At 67.9% G+C, this 24,378-nt stretch carries 18 protein-coding genes; 8 read left to right on the top strand and 10 right to left on the bottom strand.

The annotated features are described in order from the left end of the window. Window positions 1–222 precede the first annotated feature (222 nt). The 5 genes from AVCA_RS22585 to AVCA_RS22565 all read left to right on the top strand — a co-directional run bounded on the left by AVCA_RS22585 (window position 223) and on the right by AVCA_RS22565 (window position 5,896). On the top strand, window positions 223–894 hold the full coding sequence (locus AVCA_RS22585; protein WP_012703402.1) for a response regulator: 672 nt from the start codon (window positions 223–225) through the stop codon (window positions 892–894). 13 nt (window positions 895–907) lie between these two features. Next, window positions 908–2,311, top strand: a complete 1,404-nt coding sequence (locus AVCA_RS22580) for a sensor histidine kinase (protein WP_050764416.1) — start codon at window positions 908–910, stop codon at window positions 2,309–2,311. Window positions 2,312–2,585: 274 nt separating this feature from the next. Next, complete coding sequence (locus tag AVCA_RS22575) at window positions 2,586–2,897, top strand: DUF2790 domain-containing protein (RefSeq protein ID WP_012703399.1); 312 nt, start codon at window positions 2,586–2,588, stop codon at window positions 2,895–2,897. A 325-nt stretch (window positions 2,898–3,222) separates the two neighbouring features. Next, complete coding sequence (locus AVCA_RS22570; protein ID WP_236616302.1) at window positions 3,223–3,963, top strand: hypothetical protein; 741 nt, start codon at window positions 3,223–3,225, stop codon at window positions 3,961–3,963. A 334-nt stretch (window positions 3,964–4,297) separates the two neighbouring features. Then, a complete protein-coding gene (locus AVCA_RS22565; RefSeq protein ID WP_012703397.1) occupies window positions 4,298–5,896 on the top strand; it encodes a glycosyl hydrolase family 28-related protein in 1,599 nt (532 codons plus the stop codon). Between the two features lie 65 nt (window positions 5,897–5,961). Here the strand turns inward: AVCA_RS22565 and AVCA_RS22560 are convergent, their stop codons facing one another. Continuing rightward, a complete protein-coding gene (locus AVCA_RS22560) occupies window positions 5,962–6,459 on the bottom strand; it encodes a hypothetical protein (protein WP_012703396.1) in 498 nt (165 codons plus the stop codon). 94 nt (window positions 6,460–6,553) lie between these two features. On the opposite strand from AVCA_RS22560, the gene AVCA_RS26230 reads away from it, so the two are divergent. Beyond that, a complete protein-coding gene (locus tag AVCA_RS26230) occupies window positions 6,554–6,727 on the top strand; it encodes a DUF2877 domain-containing protein (RefSeq protein WP_139239953.1) in 174 nt (57 codons plus the stop codon). Window positions 6,728–6,887: 160 nt separating this feature from the next. Continuing rightward, window positions 6,888–7,145 (top strand): DUF2790 domain-containing protein, encoded by a 258-nt coding sequence (locus AVCA_RS22555; RefSeq protein ID WP_012703395.1) that lies wholly within the window; start codon window positions 6,888–6,890, stop codon window positions 7,143–7,145. A 109-nt stretch (window positions 7,146–7,254) separates the two neighbouring features. On the opposite strand, the gene AVCA_RS22550 is transcribed toward AVCA_RS22555, so the two are convergent. The 3 genes from AVCA_RS22550 to AVCA_RS22540 form a co-directional block, all read right to left on the bottom strand. Beyond that, on the bottom strand, window positions 7,255–9,960 hold the full coding sequence (locus AVCA_RS22550) for a M10 family metallopeptidase C-terminal domain-containing protein (protein ID WP_012703394.1): 2,706 nt from the start codon (window positions 9,958–9,960) through the stop codon (window positions 7,255–7,257). A 211-nt stretch (window positions 9,961–10,171) separates the two neighbouring features. Next, window positions 10,172–12,841, bottom strand: coding sequence for a M10 family metallopeptidase C-terminal domain-containing protein (locus AVCA_RS22545; protein ID WP_012703393.1), 2,670 nt, complete (start codon window positions 12,839–12,841; stop codon window positions 10,172–10,174). A gap of 434 nt (window positions 12,842–13,275) precedes the next feature. Then, window positions 13,276–14,214 carry a LysR family transcriptional regulator gene (locus AVCA_RS22540; RefSeq protein ID WP_012703392.1) on the bottom strand — a complete coding sequence of 313 codons (939 nt, stop codon included), beginning with the start codon at window positions 14,212–14,214 and terminating at the stop codon, window positions 13,276–13,278. A 149-nt stretch (window positions 14,215–14,363) separates the two neighbouring features. On the opposite strand from AVCA_RS22540, the gene AVCA_RS22535 reads away from it, so the two are divergent. Further along, window positions 14,364–15,647, top strand: a complete 1,284-nt coding sequence (locus AVCA_RS22535) for a cation:dicarboxylate symporter family transporter (RefSeq protein ID WP_012703391.1) — start codon at window positions 14,364–14,366, stop codon at window positions 15,645–15,647. A 10-nt stretch (window positions 15,648–15,657) separates the two neighbouring features. Here the strand turns inward: AVCA_RS22535 and AVCA_RS22530 are convergent, their stop codons facing one another. The 6 genes from AVCA_RS22530 to AVCA_RS22505 form a co-directional block, all read right to left on the bottom strand. Further along, window positions 15,658–17,256 (bottom strand): argininosuccinate lyase, encoded by a 1,599-nt coding sequence (locus AVCA_RS22530; RefSeq protein WP_012703390.1) that lies wholly within the window; start codon window positions 17,254–17,256, stop codon window positions 15,658–15,660. Window positions 17,257–17,336: 80 nt separating this feature from the next. Beyond that, entirely contained in the window at window positions 17,337–18,575 is a 1,239-nt protein-coding gene (locus AVCA_RS22525; protein ID WP_012703389.1) for an OprD family porin, read from the bottom strand. Window positions 18,576–18,753: 178 nt separating this feature from the next. Beyond that, window positions 18,754–20,040: an OprD family porin gene (locus AVCA_RS22520; RefSeq protein WP_012703388.1), complete on the bottom strand. Its 1,287-nt coding sequence runs from the start codon at window positions 20,038–20,040 to the stop codon at window positions 18,754–18,756. A gap of 292 nt (window positions 20,041–20,332) precedes the next feature. Beyond that, a complete protein-coding gene (locus AVCA_RS22515; protein WP_012703387.1) occupies window positions 20,333–21,913 on the bottom strand; it encodes an aldehyde dehydrogenase (NADP(+)) in 1,581 nt (526 codons plus the stop codon). Window positions 21,914–21,984: 71 nt separating this feature from the next. Then, the gene (gene araD1 / locus AVCA_RS22510) at window positions 21,985–22,980 is read right to left on the bottom strand and encodes an AraD1 family protein (protein ID WP_012703386.1); all 996 of its coding nucleotides are present in this window, start codon (window positions 22,978–22,980) and stop codon (window positions 21,985–21,987) included. A 33-nt stretch (window positions 22,981–23,013) separates the two neighbouring features. Then, window positions 23,014–24,315 carry an MFS transporter gene (locus AVCA_RS22505; RefSeq protein WP_012703385.1) on the bottom strand — a complete coding sequence of 434 codons (1,302 nt, stop codon included), beginning with the start codon at window positions 24,313–24,315 and terminating at the stop codon, window positions 23,014–23,016. Window positions 24,316–24,378 lie beyond the last annotated feature (63 nt).

The raw sequence follows: 24,378 nt of genomic DNA, 5'->3' as shown, positions 1-24,378 counted from the left end.
TGCGGTACATGCGATGGTTTCCATTTGTTGTTGTTGTCGGGAAGCCGCGCGGCGGTTGCCGGTGCGAGGGCGTCCGGGACGGACTCCGGGGGCGGCTCCCGAGCGATCCTAGAGCGCCAAGCTTTCACCAGGCTTTCACTGCGCTTTCGCCGCCAATCACGGCTGATCAACCGGGCTTCGTGCCTGTACACTGGCCGGCACCCCCAACCCGCGGAGATCGCCATGCGCATTCTTTTGGTCGAGGATCACGCCCCGCTGGCCGACAGCGTGGCCCAGGCGCTGCGCGCGACGGGGCTGACCGTGGATGTGCTGCACGACGGGGTGGCCGCCGACCTGGCGCTGTCCAGCGAGGATTTCACCCTGGTGGTGCTCGACGTCGGCCTGCCGCGGCTCGATGGTTTCGAGGTGCTGGCGCGGCTGCGCGAGCGCGGCAACCGGGTGCCGGTGCTGATGCTCACCGCCCGCGCCGAGGTCAAGGATCGCGTGCAGGGGCTCAACCTCGGCGCCGACGACTACCTGGCCAAGCCCTTCGAACTGACCGAGCTGGAGGCGCGGGTCAAGGCCCTGTTGCGGCGCAGCGTGCTCGGCGGCGAGCGCCAGCAGCGCTGCGGCGAGCTGGTCTACGACCTGGCCACCGGCCGCTTCGCGCTGGCCGGCGAACCGCTCAACCTGACCGCCCGCGAGCAGGCGGTGCTGAGCGCGCTGATCGCCCGACCGGGACGGGTGATGAGCAAGGAGCAACTGGCTTCCCAGGTGTTCGGCCTGGACGACGAGGTCAGCCCCGACGCCATCGAGATCTACATCCATCGTCTGCGCCGCAAGCTGGAGGCGAGCGGCGTGCGCATCGTCACCTTCCGCGGCCTCGGCTATCTGCTGGAAGCGCGCGGTGAATGATGCGGCCGGCGACATCCGCGTCGACGGCAGCCTGCGCGGGCGCCTGCTGCGGCGCATGGCCGGGCTGCTGGCGGTGCTGCTGGCGGTCAGCGGGCTGAGCGCCTACTCCAACGGCCGCCAGGCCGCCGACCGGGCCTACGACCGCACCCTGCTGGCCTCGGCGCGGAGCATCGCCGACGGCCTTTCCGAGGCCGATGGCGGCCTGCGCGCGGACATCCCCTATCTGGCCCTGGACAGCTTCGCCTTCGACAGCGCCGGGCGCATCTACTACCAGGTGCTGGATATCCACGGGCAACTGCTGTCCGGCTACGAGAACCTGCCCGGCGCGCCGGCGAACGTCCCGCTGACCCGCGACTATCCGGCCCTGGCGCGCTTCTACGACGCGCATTATCGAGGCCAGAACGTGCGGGTGGTCAGCCTGCAGCAGCCGGTCAGCGAAACCACCCTGAGCGGCATGGTGGAGATCCGCGTGGCCGAGACCGAGGAGGCGCGCGAACGCATGGCGCGCGGTCTGCTCGTCGACACCCTGCTGCGCATGGGCCTCCTGGCGGTCGGCGCGATGGCCCTGGCCTGGTTCGTGGTCACCGCCGCGCTGCGCCCGCTGGAGCGCCTGCGCCAGGCGGTGGAGGAGCGCAGCCCGGAAGACCTGCGGCCCCTGCCGCCGGTCACGGTGCAGCGCGAGCTGCTGCCGCTGGTTTCCGCCCTGAACCTGTTCACCGGCCGCCTGCGCAGCCTGCTGGAGCGCCAGTCGCAGTTCATCGCCGACGCCGCCCACGAACTGCGCACGCCGCTGGCGGCGCTCAAGGCGCGCCTCGAACTGGGCCTGCGCGAGCGCGAGCCGGACGCCTGGTACCGCACCCTGGAAGAGGTCCGGCAGAGCGGCGACCGCCTTTCCCACCTGGCCAACCAGTTGCTCTCCTGGGCGCGCATCGAAAGCAGCGCCCAGGCCATCGCCGAGGGCGGCGCCGAGCCGGTCGAGCTGGGCTCGCTGTGCCGCGAGCTGGGCCTGGCCCTGGCGCCCCTGGCTCATGCTCGCGGCGTGGCGCTGGCCTTCGAGGGGCCGGGCGAGGTCTGGGTGACGGGCGAGCCGACGCAGCTCAACGAACTGCTCAGCAACCTGGTGGACAACGCCCTGGCGCACACCCCGCCGGGCGGCAACGTGACCCTGCGCGTCGCCGCGCCGGCCGTGCTGGAGGTGGAGGACGACGGTCCGGGCATCCCGGAAAGCGCCCGGCAGAAGGTCTTCGAGCGCTTCCAGCGGCTCGACCCGCAGCGCGGCGGCGCGGGACTCGGGCTGGCCATCGTCGGCGAGATCTGCCGCGCGCACCAGGCGGCGATCCGCTTGCTGGATGGCGCCGGCGGCGGGCTCAGGGTACGGATCGAGTTCCCGCCGGTGCGCCGGGCGGAGGAAGCGTAGGGGCGCGACGGAGTTATATATGATTTGGAATATATTGAGTTTTTCAGAGTGCTTTTTAGAATAAAAACAACATGATTTTGCAATATTTTCCTGATAGTCAACGGTGAATGGCCGGAATGGCGCTTATTCGAGCGGTGCCGAACGCTTAGAATCACTCCCAGAGCGATGGAAAAGAATCGCTCGAAAAGAAAGATCCAGCCTTATTGAAAAAAACAGGTATCGCCGGGAAAACCCGGTGAAGGGACCGGCTTGCCTGATGCAATGGGAGAAAACCATGAAATCCTTGGCTGTTCTGATGATGGCCGCGGTTCCCTTTATGGCCATGAGTAATCTGGTCGATGCCGCCGAAGAGGAACCCGACCCTCTGACCGCCGACCTTCAACTCGTCCAGCCCGACGACGGCGAAGATGTCGCCGAAGTTCATGACTACGAGGCTGGCGAGAAACTGGATGTGCACAAAGTCATTTCCATCGAAAGCGACTCGTCGGTCTGTGGCGTGACTCCGGCCGTCATGACTTATGAAGATTCCCATGGTGCAACGCACGTCATGCGTTATCAGGTCATGGGCGGCGGTTGCCAGGGCTGAGCCCGCGCTTTCGCGCTCGACCGCTCTTGATTAGAGATATTCCGGCGGCCTGCTGCGCAATGTGGCAGTGACCGTGTCAGTGACTTGCAAGTTCGATATTCCGAAAGGCCGGGGGAGTTCCATACCCCTGGCCTTCGTTCGTCGTTGAATAACTTCCGGCCATTCCAGCGCATAACTTTCTCGTCGTCCTCGAAACTTCGCGGGCGCATGATCGAGTGTGGGCGTGATATTTATCGACGGCTCTCCATTAAGTCATGTTTCAGCTTGGGCTGATATTTAAGTGCATGTCTTGCAGAGTTCTTTTCTGCGCTTCTGGAGAGTTGTGGTGAATTCGCTGCGGTATATGTGTTTATGGCCTGTCGTGGGCTTGTTGTCGTCCGCTGTCGGATCGGTCGCGCTGGCATCGTCCGGCGGAAACGGCGCCTATCCGGAAATTCCGGAACCGATGGTCTTCGATATGATGCGTCCGCTCGGCGCACGGCAGGGCGAACTGGAGGCCAATGTACTGGCGACCGGCCCGCTGTCGGAATCCGATCAGCAAACCGACTGGGCGCCGGAGGCGGAATATGCCTTTGCCGACGGCTGGGCCGTCGAGTTCGAGTTTCCCTTCGAGGACGATCGGCTGAGCGAATACAAGGTGGGCGTGCAGGCCACGCTCGGCGCCTTCAATCAGGGCCGTTCCGCCCATGGCGTTCAATACATGAACATCTACGAGCGCGAGCACCACAAATACTTCAACACCCTGGTCTATACGCTGGGCCACCGCTTCAGCGCGCGCTGGAGCAGCATGAGCATGATCGGCCTCGCCGACATCGGTTGGTCCGGCTCCAGCGGGCGCAACCACCTGATCGTCAACCATTCGACCTTCTTCGATGCGACCGAAAACACGGTCCTCGGCGTCGAACTCAATTATCGGAGCGGCCATGACGGCCATGTCCTGCTGATGCCGCAGATCCACCACCGGCTGACCCGCACGCTGAACCTCCAGTTCGGCATCGGCGTCGACAAGGCGCGCGGCGAATCGGCGCTCCCCGAGGCCGGCCTGCGCATCGTGCGGCAGTTCTGAGGGCCCCGTGCCGGCCGGGCTCCGGCGTGGCCGGGCCGGCGCGTCGACGGCGCCTCGGCCCGGCCGGGGAAAGGTTTTCGCGCGCCCGTCCCTTCGATCCAAAAGAACTCGAAAGGCTTTCCGTGGGTCGGAAGGAAGCGGCGCTGGTTCGGCCGCCGCTCCGAGGTATCCCCGGCGCCCCTGGATATGGGAGGCCCGGCAGGTACCGAGGTGCAGTGTTCAGGTAATCGCGACAATGTCACGGGTCGGGATGGCTTGTTGGGAAAATCGGCTGTTTCCGTCCCTTTCCCTCTCATTGCGTCTGAGTACGCATTCTGAATACGGAAGCGGATAAATGGATTTCAACGTCAAGGATTTCGGGGCACTGGGCGATGGCGTCAGCGACGATCGGGCCGCCATCCAGGCGGCGATCGATGCCGCCCACGCGGCCGGCGGCGGTACCGTCCACCTGCCGGCCGGCGAGTATCGGGTCAGCGGCGGCGAACGGGGAGTGGATGGCGCCCTGATGATGAAGAGCAATGTCTACCTGGCGGGCGCCGGCATGGGCGAAACCGTCGTCAAGCTGCTCGATGGCTGGAACGGGCATGTCAACGGCATGATCCGCTCGTCCGGAACCGAGGAGACGCACGACTTCGGCGTCCGCGACCTGACCCTCGACGGCAACCGCGACAACAATCCCGAAGGCACGGTGTTCGGCTTCTATACCGGCTACAAGTTCGGCGACGGCGCCGATCGCAATGTCATCGTCGAGCGGGTGGAGGCCCGCGAGATGTCCGGCTACGGCTTCGACCCGCACGCGCGTACCGTCAACCTGGTGATCCGCGACAGCGTGGCCCACGACAACGGCTTCGTCGGTTTCGTCGCCGACCACCAGATCGACGGCGCGTTCGAGAACAACGTCGCCTACAACAACGACCTCCACGGTTTCAACGTGGTCACCAGCAGCCACGACTTCACCCTGAGCGACAACGTCGCCTACGGTAACGGCGCCGCCGGCCTGGTGGTGCAACGCGGCTCGTACGACGTGCCCCACGCCTACAATATCCGGATCGACGGCGGCTCCTACCACGACAACGCTCTGGAAGGCGTGCTGATCAAGCTGAGCCACGACGTCACCCTGCAGAACGCCCATATCTACGACAACGGTACGGCCGGCGTACGCATCGCCGGCGCACAGGACGTGCAACTCCTGGACAATCGGATCCACGATAACGTGCAGAACGGCACTTACCCGGAAGTCCTCCTGCAGGCCTTCGATGATTCCGGCATCACGGGGAATGTCTACGAAACGCTGAACACCCTGATCGAGGGCAACCTCATCACCACCTCGGGCGACGCCACCTACATCGTGCAGGAGCGCAACGACGGCAGCGACTACACCACGCTTCGCGACAACGGCATCAGCGGCGGGCGGATCGCCTCGGTGCAGCTCTCCGGCGCCCACTCGTCCAGCGGGCCCCTGCGCGGCACGGACGGCAACGACACGCTGATCGGCGGCGCGGCCAACGAGCAGCTTCTCGGCGGCGCCGGCGCCGATCTGCTCGACGGCGGTGCCGGGCGCGACCGGCTGACCGGCGGCGAGGAGGCCGACACCTTCCGCTTCTCCGCACGCGAGGACAGCTACCGCACCGCCAGCGAAAACTTCGCCGATCGGATTCTCGACTTCGAGGCTGGTACGGATCGCATCGACCTTTCGGCGCTCGGCTTCAGCGGGCTGGGCAACGGTCGCGACGGCACCCTGGCCGTACAGGTGAACAGTGCCGGCACACGGACCTACCTGAAGAGTTTCGAGGCAAATGCCGCGGGCGAGCGCTTCGAGATCGCCCTGGAGGGCAACCACGCGGGGCTGGACGAATCCAGCTTGGTCTTCGACGACAGCGCCACGGAGCTTGCGCTGGTAGGCAGTGCTCCGCAGACCGACCCGAGCGTCTGACACGTCCCCCGTGGGGCGGCCTCGCCGGCGCCGCCGGTGAGGCCGGGCAGTGGACGGGCGCCTGTTTAGTTGATGCTGTAGCCCCGTCCGCTCAGGCAGGCGCCCAGCGCCCGCCGGTAGTAGTCGGAGGTGGCGACCGCCGGCGCCTGGGTCGCGGTGGAGGGGTCGAAGCCGCTCTGGTTGACCGCCCAGCGGTGGCACTCGTAGCGGTCGCGCCCCTGCTGGTCCTGGCTCTGCCCGGCCGATGGGTAGGCGATCACCTCGTAGCTGCCGGCCGGCAGCGTCGGCACCGCGGGCGGCGGCTGGACCACCACGTATTCCTTGCGGTCGGCGTTCCACAGGTAGTAGGTGCCGGCGGCGAGGAAGTACAGGGTGCTGCCGATCCACAGTTCGCGGGCGTAATCCGGCAGGCCGTGGCCGCGGCCCGGACCGTGCGGCCCCCAGGAGGAACCGGGGCCTGGGCCGCCGTGGCCGCCCCCTCCACCGGGCGGGCCGGCCAGGACCGGAGCGGAGAGGGCCACCAGCAACAGTGCGATCGCCGTGCGTCGACCAGGGGATTTCATCGTGCGCGCCTCCTCATGGCGAAGGCGGGGCAGGCCCGCCGTTGGAGGCAGTATCGGCGCGGCGGTGGTAAGGGGCCGTTAGGGCGGAGTAAAGATGGGTAAAGGCCGCCGCGTTCCGGATTCCCGCAAACACGGCCAGCGTGCCATGAGTGTCGCCTGGCTTGCGCCGTCCCATCGCGGATGGTTCCGCCTTCCTGTCGCGGCGATCGCCCGATCGATTCTTTCCGGAAAGTACGAAACCATTGCTCAGGCTGTGAATTTATTGTGAAAGAGTGTCGCAATAATCTATACCCGGCTTCCGAAAAAAGCTGCGAAACCCGCAGACATCCGGCTCAGGCAAACGGCCCGGCGGGTTGCGCAATGCCTTCAGCCTCACTCCGTTCCGACTGAAGACTTTCAAGAGTTTGCACAGTTAGGACACCCACACGATGAAACGCTTCCTGTCCGCTTTCGTGGCTGCCGCTTCCCTCGCCGCGCTGGGCGGCACAATGGCCCAGGCCGCCGAGCAACCGGTGGTCGAGCACTATGCCTATGGCAGCAAACTGGACATCGCCAAGGTTGTCAGCATCGAAGAGCCGGCCGATGTCTGCAGGGTCGTGCCCGTGCACATGGTTTACCTGGACCATGGGGGGCATCGGCACGTCGTCGAGTACAGCGTCATGGGTAAATGCAGTCAGGGCAACTGAGGCCCGACTTTGCCGTCGGCGGCCTGGCGCCGCGCGCCGGATCGGCGCAAGGGCGCCCGGCATCGATCGACGCCGGGAGGGCGGATGGGCGATCCGCCCTCGCGTCTTTTCAAGCGGCCTGTTCGGGCTGCGTGACGCCCAGCACTTCGAGCCGGTCGGCGCTGGCCGCCGCTGCGGCGAAGAGGAAATCCCCGGCGGAAAGCTGGTCGCCGAGATCGCCCTCCAGGGCGACCTCGAAACGCCGGCCTTCGCCATCCGCTTCGAAACTCTTGAGATAGGTACGCTCGCCGTTCACCTGCACGGCCAGGGTACCGTCGCGACCGTCGCCCAGCCCGCCGAAGCCGAGCGCCGAGAGGTCGAGGCGATCCGTACCGGCCTCGAAGTCGAGGATCAGGTCGGCGAAGCTTTCGCCGGAGGTGCGCTGGCTGTCCTCGCGGGCCGAGAAGCGGAACAGGTCGGCGCCGCTGCCGCCGGCCAGGGTATCGCGTCCGGCGCCGCCGTCGAGGATGTCGTCGCCGGCGCCGCCGTGCAGGTAGTCGTCGCCGTCCGCGCCGGCGAGGATTTCCGCCGCCGCGCTGCCGATCAGATCGTCGTCGGCCGCGCTGCCTTCGAGGGGCGCGGCGGCGAAGAGCAGATTGCCGCTGTCGAGCCGGCCGGCGAGGTCGCCGTCCAGGGCGATCTCGAAACGCCGTCCCTCGGCATCCGCCTCGAAGCTTTTCAGGTAGGTGCGCGTGCCGGCCTCGTTCACCCGTACCGCCAGGGTACCGTCGTGGCCGTCGCCCAGGGCGGTGAAGCCCAGCGCCGAGAGGTCGAGGCGGTCCTCGTCGGGGTCGAAGTCGCGAATCCGGTCGGCGAAGTTCTCGCTGGCGGTGCGGTAGCTGTCCTCGCGGACCACGATGCGGAACAGGTCGGCGCCGCTGCCACCGGTCAGCCGGTCGCGCCCGGCGCCGCCGTCGAGCAGGTCGTCGCCGCCGGCGCCGTGCAGGCGGTCGTCGCCGCTCGCGCCGGCGAGGTTTTCCGCGACCGGACTGCCGGTCAGGCTGTCGCCGGCCTCGGTGCCCTCAAGAGTGAGCGGCGCGAAGATCAGGTTGCCGCTGCCGAGCAGGCTGCCGTAGTCGCCCTCCAGAACGATTTCGAAACGCCGTCCCTCGGCATCCACCTCGAAGCTCTTGAGATAGGTGAGGGTACCGGCGTCGTTCGCCTGCACGGCCAGGCTGCCGTCGTGGCCGTCGCCCAGGCCGGTGAAGCCGAGCGCCGAGAGGTCGATGCGATCCGTACCGGCCTCGAAGTCGAGAATCCGGTCGGCGAAGCCTTCGCTGGCGGTGCGCTGGCTGTCCTCGCGGGCCGAGACGCGAAACAGGTCGGCGCCCGTGCCTCCGCTCAGGACGTCGCGTCTGGCGCCGCCATCGAGGATGTCGTCGCCGGCGCCACCCTCCAGGCGGTCTTCGTCACCCTTGCCGAGGATCAGCTCGGGCGCGTCGCTGCCGGTCAGCCTGTCGCTGTCGTCGGTGCCTGTGAAGATGACGACCCCGTCGTCCAGGGCGCCGAAGTTCTTGTCGAGCGAGCCGTCGGCGTTCAGGCGAATCACGCTGAACTCGAAATCGTTGCTGCTGATGTTGTAGCTATATCCCGCAATCAGAATCTTGCCGTCGGGTTGCAAGATCAGACGCTGGCCTGCGTCATGATCCCCTCCGACATTGAAAGTGGCCTTGCCGTCGCCGCCGAAGCTGGTGTCGAGGCTGCCGTCGGCGTTCAGGCGGATGACACTGAAGTCATCGTCATGGCTGTTGGGGTTATAGCTCTGTCCGGCCACCAGGATCTTGCCGTCGGGTTGCAGGGCCATGCCATAACTCATGTCGCTGCTCTCGAGGATATCGATAGTGACTTCGCCGTCGCCGTCGCCGTCGCCGTCGCCGTCGCCGTCGCCGCCGAAGCCGGGATCGAGGCTGCCATCGGCATTCAGCCGAATCAGGCTGAAGTCGTAATGGCTGTCACCGTCGTAGTAGCTGGAGCCCGCCACCAGGATCTTGCCGTCCGGCTGCAAGGCCAGGCTTCGGCTGGTGTCGGTCAATGCGATATCGAAGGCGGCCTTGCCATCGTCGCCGAAGCCGGTATCGAGCGTGCCGTCGGCATTCAGCCGAATCACGTTGAAGCCGGAGCCGGCCATCAGGATCTTGCCGTCGGGCTGCAACGTCAGGTCATAGCCATAGCTGCTTTCCTCGGTATGGAAGGTGGCCTTGCCTTCGGTGCCGAAGCCGGTATCGAGCGTGCCGTCGGTATTCAGCCGAAGCACGCCGAAATCGTAGAAATAAACGCTGTATCCCAAGAGCAAGATTTTGCCGTCGGGCTGTACCGTCGAACCCCGGCTGCTTTCGGAGCCTCCTCCGAGATCGAAGGTGGCTTTGCCATCATCGCCGAAGCCGGTATCGAGGCTGCCGTCGGGATTCAGACGAATCACACTGAAATCAGTGTCGGCGCCGGGGTCATGGCTATAGCCCGACACCAGAATCCTGCCATCGGACTGCAGGGCCAGGCTGTAGGCCTGATCGTAGCCTGCGCCGATATCGAAGGTGGCTTTGCCGTCGCCGCCGAAGCTGGAGTCGAGCGTGCCATCGGCATTCAGCCGGACCACCGCGAACTCGGTATTTCTGGTACTGGTGTTGAAGCTGTATCCCGCCAACAGAATCTTGCCGTCGGCTTGCAAAGCCACGCTATGGGCGTAATCGCTATGTCCACCTATCCCCACGAGCATCTTGCCGGTAGCGGCGCGGGGGGTGAGGTTCGACGCGGTATCGCTCAGTGTTGCGGTTTCCATTCAACGATCCTTGTAACGTGACGGTTTTCAACGAAGGGGCGGTCGAGAGCGCCTGCCCTCCTTGACCCGGACAAGGCCGACAAGGTCGTGGCTCCGGGTAAGTCCGCCTTTATTGCGCATTGCGGCCAGGAGCCGACCCGCCATCGGCGGTACGGCGCAATGCCGTGCCGAGGAGTGCCTCCGGCCTTGCCGGAGAGCACTTCGTCTTTCCTCAGCCGACCTGTTCGGGCGGCACGCTGCCGATGACTTCCAGTTGGTTGGGCGCGGCGAAGAGGATGGCGTCGGCGGACAACTGCCCGCCGTAGTCGCCCTCCAGGGCGATCTCGAAACGCCGTCCCTCGGCATCCGTCTCGAAGCTCTTCAGGTAGGTGAGGGTGCCGGTGTCGTTCACCTGCACGGCCAGGGTACCGTCGCGACCGTCGCCCAGCCCGCTGAAGCCGAGCGCCGAGAGGTCGATGCGATCCGTACCGGCCTCGAAGTCGAGGATCCGATCGGCGAAGCTTTCGCCGGAGGTGCGATGGCTGTCCTCGCGGGCCGAGAAGCGGAATAGATCGGCGCCGCTGCCGCCGGCCAGGGTATCGCGTCCGGCGCCGCCGTCGAGGATGTCGTCGCCGGCACCGCCGTGCAGGTAGTCGTCGCCGTCCGCGCCGGTGAGGATTTCCGCCGCCGCGCTGCCGATCAGATCGTCGTCGGCCGCGCTGCCTTCGAGGGGCGCGGCGGCGAAGAGCAGATTGCCGCTGTCGAGCCGGCCGGCGAGGTCGCCGTCCAGGGCGATCTCGAAACGCCGTCCCTCGGCATCCGCCTCGAAGCTCTTCAGGTAGGTGCGCTCGCCGCTCACCTGCAGCAGCAGAGTGCCGCCGTGGCCGTCGCCCAGGCCGCTGAAGCCGAGCGCCGAGAGGTCGATGCGGTCCTCGTCGGGGTCGAAGTCGCGAATCCGGTCGGCGAGGTTTTCGCTGGCGGTGCGGTGGCTGTCCTCGCGGTTGGCGATGCGGAACAGGTCGGCGCCGCTGCCACCGGTCAGCCGGTCGCGCCCGGCGCCGCCGTCGAGCAGATCGTCGCCGCCGGCGCCGTGCAGGCGGTCGTCGCCGTCCGCGCCGGTGAGGATTTCCGCCGCCGCGCTGCCGATCAGATCGTCGTCGGCCGCGCTGCCTTCGAGGCGCGGCGGCGCGAAGATCAATTGGCCGTCATCGAGCAGGCCCGCGTAGTCGCCGTCCAGGACGACCTCGAAGCGCCGGCCTTCGGCATCCGCCTCGAAGCTCTTCAGGTAGGTGCGCGTGCCGGCACCGTTCACCTGCACGGCCAGGGTGCCGTTGCGACCGTCGCCCAGGCCGCTGAAGCCGAGCGCCGAGAGGTCGATGCGGTCCTCGGCGGGGTCGAAGTCGCGAATCCGGTCGGCGAAGCCTTCGCTGGCGGTGCGGTGGCTGTCCTCGCGGCTCGAAAAGCGGAACAGGTCGGCGCCGCCGCCGCCGCTCAGGCTGTCGCGCCCGGCGCCGCCGTCGAGGGTGTCGTCGCCGGCGCCACCGTCCAGGCGGTCGTCGCCGTCCTTGCCGAGGAGCAGTTCGCGGGCGCTGTCGCCGAGCAGTTCGTCGTCGCCGTCGCTGCCTTCGACGAGGTCGACGCCATCGTCCAGGGCGCCGAAATTCGTGTCGAGCGTGCCGTCGGCGTTCAGGCGGATCACGCTGAAGTCGTAGCGGCCGCTGGCAGAGTTGTTGCCGAGGCCCGAGAGCAGAATCCGGCCGTCGGGCTGCACGGCGAGGCTGTAGCCCTCGTCGTAGCCGCGCGCGATATCGACGGTGACCTTGCCGTCGCCGCCGAAGCCGGCATCCAGACTGCCGTCGGCGTTCAGGCGGATCACGCTGAAGTCGTAAGCGCCCCTGTCCGGCAGGTAGCTGAAGCCGGCGAGGAGGATTTTGCCGTCGTCCTGTAGGACCAGGCTGTGGCCCTGGTCGTTGCCGCCGGCGATATCGACGATGGCCGTGCCGCCGTCGCCGAAGCCGGTATCGAGGCTGCCGTCGGCGTTCAGGCGGATCAGGCTGAAGTTGTAGTGGTAATAATCGCCGCTGATGTCGTAGCTGAAGCCGCCGACCAGGATCTTGCCGTCGGGCAGCAGGCTCAGACTGCGGCCGATGTCGATCTCTCCGCCGATATCGAGAATGGCCTTGCCGCCGTCGCCGAAGCCGGCATCCAGGCTGCCGTCGGCGTTCAGGCGGATCACCCCGATGTCGGAGCCGCTCTGCCCGACCATCAGGATCTTGCCGTCCGCCTGCAGGGCCAGGCCGTAGCCGAACTCATGGCCGCCGTCGTCGAAGCTGGCCTTGCCGCCATTGCCGAAGCCGGTGTCGAGCGAGCCGTCGGCGTTCAGGCGGATCAGGCTGAAATCGTAGTTCGCGCCGTTGTGGCCGTTGCCGGCCAGCAGGATCTTGCCGTCGGGCTGCACGGCCAGGGCATTGGCCTGGTCGTAACTGCCGGCGATATCGACGGTGACCTTGCCGCCGACGCCGAAACCGGTGTCGAGGCTGCCGTCGGCGTTCAGGCGGATCGCCCCGAAGTCGTTCGCGCTCAGGCCGGCGAGGAGGATCTTGCCGTCGGCTTGCAGGGACAGGCCGCGCGCCCCGTCGCTCCCGCCGATGTCGACGACGACCTTGCCGAGGTCGCCGAAGCCGGTGTCGAGGGTGCCGTCGGCATTCAGGCGGACGAGGCTGGTGTCGTAGTTCCGGCGGCCGGGGTCGTAGCTGTAGCCCGCCAGCAGAATCCCGCCGTCGGGCTGCAGGCCCATGGCGTAGCTGTAATCGTCGTGGCCGCCCACATCCACGAGCATCTTGCCGGTGGCCGCGCGGGGCGTAGGGTTCGGCACGCTACCGCTCAGTGTCGATGTATTCATTCAACAGTCCTTGCGTCGCTGGTTTTCTTGACGAGCATTCTGGTCGAGACGTACCGGCCCCTGTCTTCCGCTGGCGTTCGAACAGCAAAGGCTCACCGATGGTCAACGGGTAAAAACGCCTGCTGCAGGCGATCCATGCGAGGGAAGGGGTGGAACCATCCGCGTCGTCGCGGACCGGAGTCGGCTCCGGCCGAGCGCGTGGAGGTTCCCGATGATTTTCGTGCATGTTCGTCAACCGGGTTGCCTTGATGGCGCCCGGGAAATGCTTGGTCGATCGCTTGTCCGCAGCGCCTTTCAAGACTGCGTTCCGCTTGCCGAGTTCCGTCTCGAATACTTTTCTCCCTACCTGGGCGGCGGCGATGGAGCCTGCGATTCGTGGCGACGTCCGCACCATGTGCTGTGGGAGTGCCCGGCTGAGCGGCGCTGGCGTGGGGTTAGCCGGCGGCGACGGGCGGCTGCCTGCGGTACTCGGCGCTCAGTTGCCGGGCCAGGGCGATGAAGTTGCGCAGTGGCGGGCTCTGGTTGAATCCGCGGCAGACCAGCGTGACCGGCGCCACCAGCCTGGGTTTCGCGCCGCGCAGGCGGCAATAGGCGACATTGTCGCGGTGCAGGTCCTTCATCGACGCGGGCACCACCGAGATGCCCGCGCCCGCCGCCACCAGGCTGACGTTGGTGAGCATGCGCTCCACCTCGAAGGCGATGGCCGGTTCGAAACCGGCGTTGCGGCAGGCGGCGATCAGGTTGGCGTACATTCCCGGCGCGCCCGGCCGGCGGACCAGGATGAAGCGCTCCCGCGCCAGCGCCGCGAGCGGGACGCCCTCGCGGCGGGCCGCGTCGGTCGCCAGCGGATGGTCCACCGGCAGCGTCAGCAGCATGTCCTCGACCAGCAGGCGGTGGAATTCGATGCCGGCCGGGTTCGCCACCGGTGCCCTCAGCACCCCCAGGTCGATACCGCCGGCGGTGACGCTTTCGGTCAGTCGCTGTGCATTGTCCTCGCTGAGAGCGATCTCGACGCCGGGGAAGCGCGCGCGGTATTCGCGGATGATCCGTGGAATCAGCGGGTGCGAGGTGGCCGAACTGGTGAAGCCCAGCGCCAGCATGCCCTCGATGCCCTGGGCCACGCGGGCCGCCTTGCTGGCGCCCTGGGCGACGCGGGCGAGGATGTCCTGCGCTTCGCGCAGGAACGCCTCGCCGCCGGCGGTCAGCTCGACGCCCTTGGGGTGGCGCAGGAACAGGGCGAAGCCGAGTTCCTCCTCCAGCGCGCGGATCTGCTGGCTCAGTGGCGGCTGCTGCATGTTCAGCCGGGCGGCGGCGCGGGTGAAGTGCTTCTCTTCGGCGACCATCACGAAGTAGCGCAGGTGGCGGAGTTCCATGGCGGTGTCTGACCGGCGGCGAGCGAGGTGGCGATTGTAGCCGTGGGCGCCCGCTACCCGGCAAACGCCGCCATCCGCCGGTTGCGGGGCGACCGGACCCACCGTAAGGTGCCCGGATAACCACAAGAACAGGCTGGCGCGGGAAGCGAATGGTCCGAAGGTGTTTGAAGAACGCTACGCTGCAGGTGCTGGTCGCCATGCTGTGCGGCCTGGCGCTGGGGCTCTGGCGGCCGGCGCTGGCCACGTCGATGAGGCCGTTGAGCGACGGCTTCGTCGCGGTCATCGGCCTGACCGTGCCCATCGTCATGTTCGTGCTGGTCGTCTCCGGCGTGGCGGGGCTGCGCGGGCGCCGTGGCCGGGCCGGCCTGGCGGGCCGGGTGCTGTTGTACTTCCAGGCGCTTTCGTTGCTGGCGCTGTGCACCGGCTGCCTGGTCGCGTTGCTGCTGCAGCCGGGCAACGGTTTGTCGGCCGCCCCGCCGATGGTGCCGGATGGCGGGCTGGTGGTGAGTGGCCTGGACCTGGACGGCGACGGCACGGCGGGCGGGCAGGCGTTCGACGTGCCGCGGGATGCGGTGCCCGCGGGGCTGGCCGCCGCCTTCCGCCACAGTCCGGTGCTGCAGATCCTGCTGGCGGCGCTGCTGGCGGGGCTGGCGCTGCCGCATCTCGGTGCCTGCGGTGCACGCCTGGAGCACGTCCTGGAGCAGGTCGTCGACCGCCTGTTCCGCCTGCTGCGCTTCATCCTGCGTTTCGCGCCGCTGGCGGCGTTCGGGGCGATGGCCTTCACCGTCGGCCACTTCGGTCCCGGCGCCGTGCTGCCGCTGGTGAAGTTCGTCGGCACGATCTATTTCGCCAGCATCCTGTTCGTCTGCCTGGTGCTGGCGACGCTGGCGCGGATGGCGGGGGCCCGGCTGACGCGGCTGGTGGCCTATGTGAAGGAGGAACTGGTGCTGGTGGCGTTCACCGGCGCCTCGGTGGCGGCGCTGCCGGGACTGGTGACCAAGCTGGAGCGCCTGGGTTGCGCGCGCGACGTGGTGCGCCTGGTGATGACTACCGGCTACACCTTCAACCTCAACGGTTCCAACCTGTACCTGACCACGGCGCTGGTGTTCCTCGCCCAGGCGGCGCACGTGGAGCTGACGGCCGGCCTGCTGGCGACGCTGCTGCCGGTCTGCCTGCTGACCTCGCTGGGCTCGACCAGCGTGGCCGGATCGGCCCTGCTGACGCTGGCGGCGACCCTCGGCGCGCTGCACCTGGTGCCGGTGGAGAGCGTCGGCCTGCTGCTGGGCGTGGAGCGGCTGATGAAATGCCGCTCCCTGACCAACGTGCTCGGCAATTGCGTCGCCTGCCTGGCGCTGTCGCGCTGGCAGGGCGCGCTGGACCGCGATGCGCTGCGCCGCGAACTGGGCGGCGCGGCGCTGGCCGTGCCGGGCTAGCGGCCGTGGTTCAGCCCTTGCCGTCGAGCAGACTGGCGAAGGCGTCGTCCAGCGCCTTGTCGGCGTTGTCGAGGCGGGCGCGGGTGTCCTTGAGCCAGCCGTCGTCGCTCTGCAGCGCCTGGCGCGCCCCGGCGAGCATGCGCTGCACTTCCGCCGGCTGCGGGCCGCCGATGCCGACGCGGGTCTTGACCATGTTCTCCGGTGACAGCGAGGCGCGGAAGGCGGCCTCGTCCAGCGGTAGCCGGTTGTCCTTCCAGCCGAACTTGTCGGCGGCCCGGGTATAGAGCTTCTGCGCGTCGGCATAGGGGAAGGTGTTGGGCACGTAGCCTTCGTTGCGCGCCTCCTCGACGATCAGCGAGGCGAAACTGTGGCCGATGCGGAACGGTACCTGGTGGGCGCGCTGCAGGGTGTCGGCCAGCTCCATGGAGGTGGTCCACTCGTTCTCCAGTTCCTCGCGGGCGCGGGCGGCGTTGATGGTCAGTGCATCCAGCACATTGTCCATGCCCTTGAACATGTCGGTGGCGGCGTCGAACACGCCCAGCGAATCGAAGGCGAACTTGTAGTCGGTCATGCCGGTGGTGACGTTGTGGGCACGCAGGGTGACCGCCTCGGCCAGCCCGACGGTGTCGGACGCCGATTCGCGCACCCGCATCAGCAGGCCGGGGTTGCGTTTTTGCGGCATGGCGCTGCTGGTATAGGTGGAGCCTTCGTCGAGCAGCAGCCAGGGGCGGATCTGGTGGTACTGGGTATGGATGTCGCCGATCAGCGCGCCGACCCGGATCGCCGAGTTGGCGGCGATGTCCACCGCCTCGATGGGGATGTCGTAGCTCGATACCTGGCTGGAGTCCAGCGAGTTCTCGCGCACCTCGTCGAAGCCCAGCAGCCTGGCCAGCCGCTCGCGGTTCAGCGGCCAGGCCGAGTTGGCGAGCACCGCGCTGCCCATCGGGCTCCGGTTGAGGCGCGCGTACAGTTCGCGGATGCGCTGGGCGTCGCGGTCGAAGGATGCCGCGTAGGCCAGCAGGTAATGGGCGTAGGTGATCGGCATCGCCTGTACGCCGTTGGTGTAGGCCGGCACCAGGGTGTCGGCGTTCCTCGCGGCGATGTCGAGGAGGCGCTGGCGGGTGGCGTTCATCGCCGCCGCGTAGTCGAGCACCTGCCGGCGCAGGGTCGCCAGCCGGTAGGTGGCGAGGATGTCCTGGCGACTGCGGCCGGAGTGCACCAGCGAAGCCTCCGGACCGATGTCGTCGATCATGATCCGCTCGATCTGCAGCACGTCGCCGGGCCGCTTGCCGCCGGGCCGGCCGGCCTGGTCGACGGTGTGGCGGATGCCGCCGGCGATCTTCCGGCCCATCTGCGGCGTGACGATGCCTTCCTCGACGAGCATGACGATGGAGGCCTTGTTGATCTTGTTGATCCAGGCGAACTGATCCGCTTCGGAGGGCTTGCCGGCGCTGGGCTTGACCTTGCCCGCGCCGATCCTCGCCGCTTCGGCGGCGCATTCGGCGGTGGTCTTGCAGGGCAGTTCCTCGGTGTTCGCCGCCTGTGCGCCGTAGCCGCCGGCGAGGGCGCAGAGGATGGCCAGGTGGAGAAGCGTCTTGGTCTTGTTCATGGGGACTCCTTGGTCGCCGGCCGGGGGCCGGCGGGGCGTTTCTGGTGGGGGAGCCCGGCGTGGCGGCCGGGGGTGGCGGGTTACAGCAGAGGAATCGTGTAGCTGACGATGACCCGGTTCTGGTCGATGTCGCTGCCGCCATTGCTGCGGTAGGTGCCGTTGCGCCATTTCAGGCCGAGGTTCTTCAGCGAGCCGCTCTGGAAGACGTAGGCGATATCGGTGTTGCGCTCCCATTCCCTGCCTTCTTTGGCGCCGCGGTCGAAGTTGTCGCCGCGCAGGTAGCGGGTCATGAAGGTCAGGCCGGGAATGCCCACGGAGGCAAAGTCGAAGTCGTAGCGCAACTGCCAGGACTTCTCGTCGGGGTTGGCGAAGTCCGGCGAGAGCATCACGTAGTTCACCAGGAACGGGTCGGTGCCATCGATGCGCGGGAAACCCGTTTCGCCGCTCATCTTCTGGTAGGCGGCGCCGAAGCCGTGTCCGTCCAGGCGGTAAGTGAAGCGGGCGCCGAAGGCGTCGTTGTCGACATTGGTGTCGCCGTCCTCGCGGGAGCGGGCGAAGCGCAGGTCGCTCCTGAACGACTGGCGCTTGTCGATGGGCAGCACATGCACGAGGTTGACGATGTGCTGCCGGTAATTCTCGTCCAGCCTGGCGTAGCTGTAGGTGGTGGTCAGTTGGTTGTCCCAGCGGTAGCTGAGGGTGGCGAAGTCGAAGCGGTCGCTGCTCCGCTCGCCGGTGATGCCCTTGCCGGTGACGGCCAGGTCCTCGCGGTTGCTTTCGTTGCGCAGGTTGTTCCGCGTCAGCCGGCCGGCATCGATGGTCAGCCCGTCGATCTCCTTGAACGTCAGTTGGCTGCCCTGGAAGGTCTGCGGCAGCAGGCGCGAATCGTTGGGGAGGACGGTCGGCAGGCGCGGGTCCAGCGTGCCGATGCGCAGCACGCTGTCGGAGATCCTGACCTTGGCGGTGGCGCCCAGGCGGCTGTAGCTGTCCGGCGCCTTGTCGTCGCCCACCGGCAGCAGGCCGGAGTTCTGTCGCTCCGGTCCGGAGTCCAGCTTCAGGCCCAGCAGGCCAAGCATATCGACGCCGAAGCCGACCGTGCCTTCGGTGAAGCCGGACTCGTAGCGCAGCAGGAAGCCCTGAGCCCATTCGTCGCGCTTGGACTGGTTGGCACCGTCCTGGCGGTAGTCGCTGTTGAAGTAGAAGTTGCGCAGTTCGAGGCTGGCCTTGCTGTCTTCCAGGAAGTCGGCCTTGGCGGGCGGGGGAAAAGCCATTCCGAGCAGGGCCGTGGCGGTCAGGCCCGAGGCGAGCGGGGTTTTGTACATGGTCGTCTCGTACGCGGATTGTTGTTGGAGTCGGCCCGTCGGGCGGGCCGTTGCGTAGCGCACCGGGTGGGGGCCGGTGCGCGAGACGATGCTAGCGGGGACGGTTTTGGATTAAAAATATATAGAAAATCTGATCTTGATATTTATTTGATATGTATGTGGGCGCGGTTTCAGCAGGTCAGAACAGCGAGAGCGGGTACTGGACGATGATCCGCTGCTCGTCGTACTCGTTGTCGGCGCCCCAGTCGCGGCGGATCGTCGAGTTCCGCCAGCGCAGGGCCAGGTTCTTCGCCGGGCCGCTCTGCACCACGTAGCTCAACTGGGTCTCGCGGTTCCATTCCTCGCCGTCGTCGATGTTGCCGGTGTGCACGTTGTGGCCCTCGATGTAGCGGGTCATCAGGGTCAGGCCGGGCACGCCCTGGGGCGCGAAGTCGTAGTCGTAGCGCACTTGCCAGGAGCGCTCGCGGGCGTTGTCGAAGCTGCCGTTGTAGCTGTCGTTGGCCAGGCTGCCGCCGCTGGTGCCGTTGACCCGCAGCCACTTGCTGTCGCCGCTGACCCGCTGCAGGCCCAGGTAGAAGGTGTGCGCGCCGTGCCGGAGCGAGAACATCCCGGTCAGCGTCTTGTTGTCCAGGTGGCCTTCGAGCGCCTCGCCGTCCTCCTCGCCGTCGAAGTAGCCGAGGTTGGCGTCCAGGGTCCAGGCCTTGCCCAGCGGCTGGCTGTGCTGGAGCTGGACGTAGCGCTGCTTGTAGATGTCCTTCAGGCGCGCGTACCAGAGGCCGACGCTGGTGCGCTTGCCGTTGAAGGCGTATTCGGCGCCGGCGAAGTCGAAGTCGTCGGAGGTGCGGTCGCTGGTGTAGGGGCTGGTGCCGTTCAGCGTCATGTCCTCCATGCTGCCGTCGTCGCGCGGGCTGTTGCCGGTGATGTGTCCGGCGTGGAGGGTCAGGCTGGGGATCTCTCTGGAGGTGAGCATGGAGCCGCGGAAGGTCTGCGGCAGCGAACGGCCGTCGTCGGCCCGCAGGATCGGCAGCACCAGCGACCACTCGCCGGCGCGCAGTTCGGTTTCCGAGAATTTCAGCTTGCCGGAGACGGCCAGGCGGCCGAACTGGTCGGCGGGCTTGCCGTCGTGGTCGAGCGGCAGTAGCTGGGTACCGCCAGTGCCCTTGCCGCCGTCGAGCTTGAAGGAGTAGAGGCCGAGCACGTCGAGGCCGAAGCCGAGCGGGCCCTCGGTGTAGCCGGACTTGAGGTCGAGGAGGAAGTTCTGGGTCCATTCCTCGGCCTTGCTGCGGGTGGCGCGGTCGTCGACGAAGTTGCGGTGGATATAGAAGTTGCGCAGGGTCAGGGAGCCCGTGGCGTCGTCGACGAAGCCGGCGGCCTGGGCGCCGGCGGCGGCGGCGAGGGCCAGGGTCAGGGCGGCGGACGGGCGGAGCGGAATGCGTAGGGTGCGGTTCTTCATTGTTGTTGTCATCGGCGCAGAGTGGGTGGAAAAGGCGCAAAAGATCCCCCTCCGCGGTCGCGGATACGTCGGACGGAAGAGGGGGCGGTCCGGCGCTGATCGCCGGGGCCGGCGGATCAGGGGCCGGAGCGGGCGTGGGCTGGGGCGGTCATGGGCGCTTCCGGTTTCTTGTTGTCGTTGTGGGGTGGTTGGAGTTGCCTGTCGCCCCTCTCCCTGGCCCTCTCCCCAAGGGGAGAGGGGAGGCGGCGGTGTAGCCTTCTCCCCTCGCCCAGGTGTGGGAGTGGGGCCGGGGGAGAGGGGGGCTTTACAGCGCCTCGCGGCTCGGCTGGCCGTCGACCAGGCGCAGGATGCCCAGCGGGTTGGCGTTCTTCAGCGCGTCCGGCAGCAGTTCGTCCGGGTAGTTCTGGTAGCACAGCGGGCGCAGGAAGCGCTCGATCGCCAGCGTGCCCACCGAGCTGCCGCGGGCGTCCGAGGTAGCCGGGTAAGGGCCGCCGTGGACCATCGCATCGCACACCTCCACCCCGGTCGGGTAGCCGTTGACCAACAGGCGCCCGGCCTTCTGCTCGAGCACCGGCACCAGGGACGCGAAGGCGGACAGGTCCGCCGGCTCGGCGATCAGGGTGGCGGTGAGCTGGCCGTGCAGGGCCTGCAGGGCGCGGACCAGCTCGGCCTGGTCGGCGACCTCGACGACCACGGTGGTCGGGCCGAAGACCTCTTCCTGCAGCAGTTCGTCGCCGTCCAGCAGCAGGGCGACGTCGGCCTGGAACAGTTGCGGCCGGGCCTGCCCGCCTTCCTGTTTCCGGCCGGCCAGGTGCCTGACCCCGGAGTGGGCATGCAGGGCGGCGATGCCCTGCTCGTAGCTCTTCAGGGTGCCGGCGTTGAGCATGGTCTGCGGGCCCTGTTCGGCCATGGCGGCGACGAAGACCTCCAGGAAGGCGGAGAACTGCGCCGAGCGCAGGCCGAGGATCAGCCCGGGGTTGGTGCAGAACTGCCCGCAACCCATCGTCACCGACGCGCTCAGTTCCCGGGCGATCTGCTCGCCGCGTCGCTTGAGCGCCTCGGGCAGCAGCAGCACCGGGTTGATGCTCGACATCTCGGCGAACACCGGGATCGGCTGCGCGCGGGCGGCGGCCATGTCGCAGAGGGCGCGGCCGCCCTTGAGCGAGCCGGTGAAACCGACCGCCTGGATCGCCGGGTGCTTGACCAGCGCCTCGCCGACGCCGTTGCCGTAGATCATGTTGAACACCCCGGCGGGCATGCCGGTCTTTTCGGCGGCGCGGACGATGGCGTCGGCCACGCACTCGGCGGTGGCCATGTGGCCGCTGTGCGCCTTGAACACCACCGGGCAGCCGGCGGCGAGGGCGGCGGCGGTGTCGCCGCCGGCGGTGGAAAAGGCCAGCGGGAAGTTGGAGGCGCCGAACACGGCGACCGGGCCGAGGCCGATGCGGCACTGGCGCAGGTCGACGCGCGGCAGCGGCTGACGCTCGGGCAGGGCGCGGTCGATGCGCGCGCCGTGGAAGTCGCCGCGGCGCAGGAGCTGGGCGAACAGGCGCATCTGGTTGCTGGTGCGGCCGCGCTCGCCCTGGATGCGCGCGGCGGGCAGGGCGGTCTCGCGGCCGACCAGGGCGACGAAGTCGTCGCCGAGGGCGTCGAGTTCGGCGGCGATGGCGTCGAGGAAGTCGGCGCGGCGGGCGGCGGGCAGGGCGCGGTAGGTCGGGTAGGCGGTGGCGGCGGCCTCGGCGGCGGCGTTCACCTCGGCGGGGGTGGCCTGGTAGAAGTCATGGGACAACTTTTCGCCGGTGCTGGCGTCGACGCTGTGGACGCGGATGTCGCCCGCGTTGCTGCGGGTTCCCGCGATGTAGTTGTGACCGATGATCCGGGGCATGAGGGACTCCTTGGACTTGGGTTCGAAGACGACAGGAACGTGGCGTGCGCCGGGCGCGCACGCCGCTCGGGCTAGAGCCGGCCCACGCCGCCGGCCCGCAGTTCCGGCTCCGCCGGGGCGATGTCGTTGCTCAGCGGCTCGCCGAACTCGGCGATGCCGATCTCGAAGCGGTCGCCTGGCTGCGTCTTCACGCCGTCGGCGAAGGACAGGGTGGCGGTGCCGAAGAAATGCACGTGCACGTCGCCCGGACGGAGGAACTGGGCGTACTTGAAGTGGTGGTATTCCAGGTTCTCCAGGCTGTGGCACATGTTGTCCTCGCCGGAGAGGAACTCCTTCTCCCACAGCACCGCGCCGTCGCGGCGGATGCGGCTGAAGCCGGACAGGTGGCGCGGCAGCTCGCCCAGGCGCAGTTCCGGGCCGAAGCTGCAGAAGCGCAGCTTGGAATGCGCGAGGTACAGGTAATTCCGGCGTTCCATCACATGGTCGGAGAACTCGTTGCCCAGGGCGAAGCCCAGGCGGTATGGCTTGCCGTCGTCGCCGATCACGTAGAGGCCGGCCAATTCGGGTTCCTCGCCGGCGTCCTCGGCGAACGGCGGCAACGGCAGGTCCGCGCCGGGGCGCACGACGATGCCGCCGTCGCCCTTGTAGAACCACTCCGGCTGCGCGCCGGCCTGGCCGGTGGTCGGTTTGCCGCCCTCCAGGCCCCAGCGGAACACGCGCATGGTGTCGGTCAGGGCGGCGTCGTCGCCGAGGTTCTGCTGGTGCATCTTGTCGCGGGCGGAGGCGCTGCCCAGGTGGGTCAGGCCGGTGCCGCTGACCAGGCAATGGGCCGGGTCCGGGTGATCCAGCGGGGCCAGCACGCGCCGCTCGGCGAGCAGCAGGGCGTAGTCGTGGGCCTCGCCCAGGCCCAGGGTCTCGATGCGGCCGGCCAGGCTCTGGCCGGCGGCGATGGCCGCCAGGGCCAGTTCGCGGGTGCTCGTCGCGTCCCGCACCTCGCGGACTAGGCCGCCGTCCACCAGGCCGACGCGGCGTGCGCCGCCGGCCAGTTCGAATTGAATCAAGCGCATTTTCGAATCCTCGTCTTGTGAGTGGCGGGCGTTTCAGACGCCGCCCAGGTGGGCCGGCTGCTGAGCCTGCCGGCGCTCGAGGCGCTGGTAGACGATGCCGGTCAGCAGCAGGCCGAAGCAGAGCACGGCGGACAGGAAGTACAGGCCCGAGGCCAGGTTGCCGGTGTGTTCCTTGAGCGCGCCGATGGCGAACGGTCCCAGGTAGCCGCCCAGGTTGCCGAAGGAGTTGATCAGGGCGATGCCGGCCGCCGCGCTGGCGCCGCTGAAGAAGCGTCCGGGCAGGGTCCAGAACACCGCGGTGATGGAGTAGAGGCTGAAGGCGACCAGCGACAGCGCGGCCAGTTGCAGGACCGGCGAGCCCAGCCAGGCGCTGAAGAACATGGCGCAGGCGCCCAGGGCGTGCAGCACCGCCAGGTGCCCGTAGCGGTCGTTCAGGCGGTCCGAGCTGCGCGGCACGACCAGCAGGCCGAGGATGCCGAAGACGTAGGGCACCGCCGCGATGAAGCCGGTGGCCAGGGTGCTGCCGCCGAACTGGTGGACGATGGTCGGCAGCCACAGGCCGAGGCCGTAGATGCTCAGGGTGACCGGCAGGAAGAACAGCGCCAGCAGCAGCACGCGCTTGTCCTTCAGGGTGTGCAGCGGGTTCTCGTGGTGGGTCTGGCCGTAGTCCTGGCGGTCCTTCTCCAGCTCGCCGAGCAGCCAGGTCTTCTGTTCGCCGCTGAGCCAGTCCACCTGGTCCGGGCGGTCCGGGAGGATGCGCAGGGTCGGCCAGGCCAGCAGTACCGCCGGGGCGCCGATGGCGAGGAACAGCCACTGCCAGCCGTGCAGGCCGGTCAGGCCGTCGAGCCCCAGCAGCAGGCCGGACAGCGGACCGGTGATCAGCATGGCGATCGGCTGGGAGAGGATGAACAGGCCGAGCACCTTGCCGCGATGGCGGACCGGGTACCACTGGGTGATGTAGTAGAGCACGCCGGGGAAGAAGCCGGCCTCGGCGGCGCCGAGCAGAAAGCGCATGACGTAGAAGCCGCCCGCGCTGTCGATGAAGGCCATGCCCATGGTCATCAGGCCCCAGGTGAACAGGATGCGGGCGAACCAGCGGCGTGCGCCGAAGCGGTCGAGCATCAGGTTGCTGGGGATCTCGAAGAGGAAATAGCCGATGAAGAACAGGCCGGCGCCCATGCCGTAGGCGGCATCGCCGAGGCCGATGTCGGCACCCATGCTCAGCTTGGCGAAGCCGACCGCGGAGCGGTCGATGTAGGCGATCAGGTACAGCAGGATCAGGAATGGGATGAGTTTGACGGTGATCTGGCGGACAAGCCGCGTTTCGGGGCTCATGTGCTGCGGTCTCCAGTTGTTGTTGTAAGGACCGGGGCGGAGCGGCGAGGACCGTCTCCGCGA

The organism is Azotobacter vinelandii CA, from assembly GCF_000380335.1.
Taxonomy (GTDB): Bacteria; Pseudomonadota; Gammaproteobacteria; order Pseudomonadales; family Pseudomonadaceae; genus Azotobacter; species Azotobacter vinelandii.
This window is presented reverse-complemented; position numbering and strand designations above follow the sequence as displayed.

Bases quoted from the DNA above. Each gene is read 5' to 3' on its own strand.
- AVCA_RS22585 (WP_012703402.1), top strand. From the start codon at position 223: ATGCGCATTCTTTTGGTCGAGGATCACGCCCCGCTGGCCGACAGCGTG.
- AVCA_RS22575 (WP_012703399.1), top strand. From the start codon at position 2,586: ATGAAATCCTTGGCTGTTCTGATGATGGCCGCGGTTCCCTTTATGGCC.
- AVCA_RS22565 (WP_012703397.1), top strand. From the start codon at position 4,298: ATGGATTTCAACGTCAAGGATTTCGGGGCACTGGGCGATGGCGTCAGC.
- AVCA_RS22560 (WP_012703396.1), bottom strand. From the start codon at position 6,459: ATGAAATCCCCTGGTCGACGCACGGCGATCGCACTGTTGCTGGTGGCC.
- AVCA_RS26230 (WP_139239953.1), top strand. From the start codon at position 6,554: ATGGGTAAAGGCCGCCGCGTTCCGGATTCCCGCAAACACGGCCAGCGT.
- AVCA_RS22555 (WP_012703395.1), top strand. From the start codon at position 6,888: ATGAAACGCTTCCTGTCCGCTTTCGTGGCTGCCGCTTCCCTCGCCGCG.
- AVCA_RS22550 (WP_012703394.1), bottom strand. From the start codon at position 9,960: ATGGAAACCGCAACACTGAGCGATACCGCGTCGAACCTCACCCCCCGC.
- AVCA_RS22545 (WP_012703393.1), bottom strand. From the start codon at position 12,841: ATGAATACATCGACACTGAGCGGTAGCGTGCCGAACCCTACGCCCCGC.
- AVCA_RS22540 (WP_012703392.1), bottom strand. From the start codon at position 14,214: ATGGAACTCCGCCACCTGCGCTACTTCGTGATGGTCGCCGAAGAGAAG.
- AVCA_RS22535 (WP_012703391.1), top strand. From the start codon at position 14,364: ATGGTCCGAAGGTGTTTGAAGAACGCTACGCTGCAGGTGCTGGTCGCC.
- AVCA_RS22530 (WP_012703390.1), bottom strand. From the start codon at position 17,256: ATGAACAAGACCAAGACGCTTCTCCACCTGGCCATCCTCTGCGCCCTC.
- AVCA_RS22525 (WP_012703389.1), bottom strand. From the start codon at position 18,575: ATGTACAAAACCCCGCTCGCCTCGGGCCTGACCGCCACGGCCCTGCTC.
- AVCA_RS22520 (WP_012703388.1), bottom strand. From the start codon at position 20,040: ATGACAACAACAATGAAGAACCGCACCCTACGCATTCCGCTCCGCCCG.
- AVCA_RS22515 (WP_012703387.1), bottom strand. From the start codon at position 21,913: ATGCCCCGGATCATCGGTCACAACTACATCGCGGGAACCCGCAGCAAC.
- araD1 (WP_012703386.1), bottom strand. From the start codon at position 22,980: ATGCGCTTGATTCAATTCGAACTGGCCGGCGGCGCACGCCGCGTCGGC.
- AVCA_RS22505 (WP_012703385.1), bottom strand. From the start codon at position 24,315: ATGAGCCCCGAAACGCGGCTTGTCCGCCAGATCACCGTCAAACTCATC.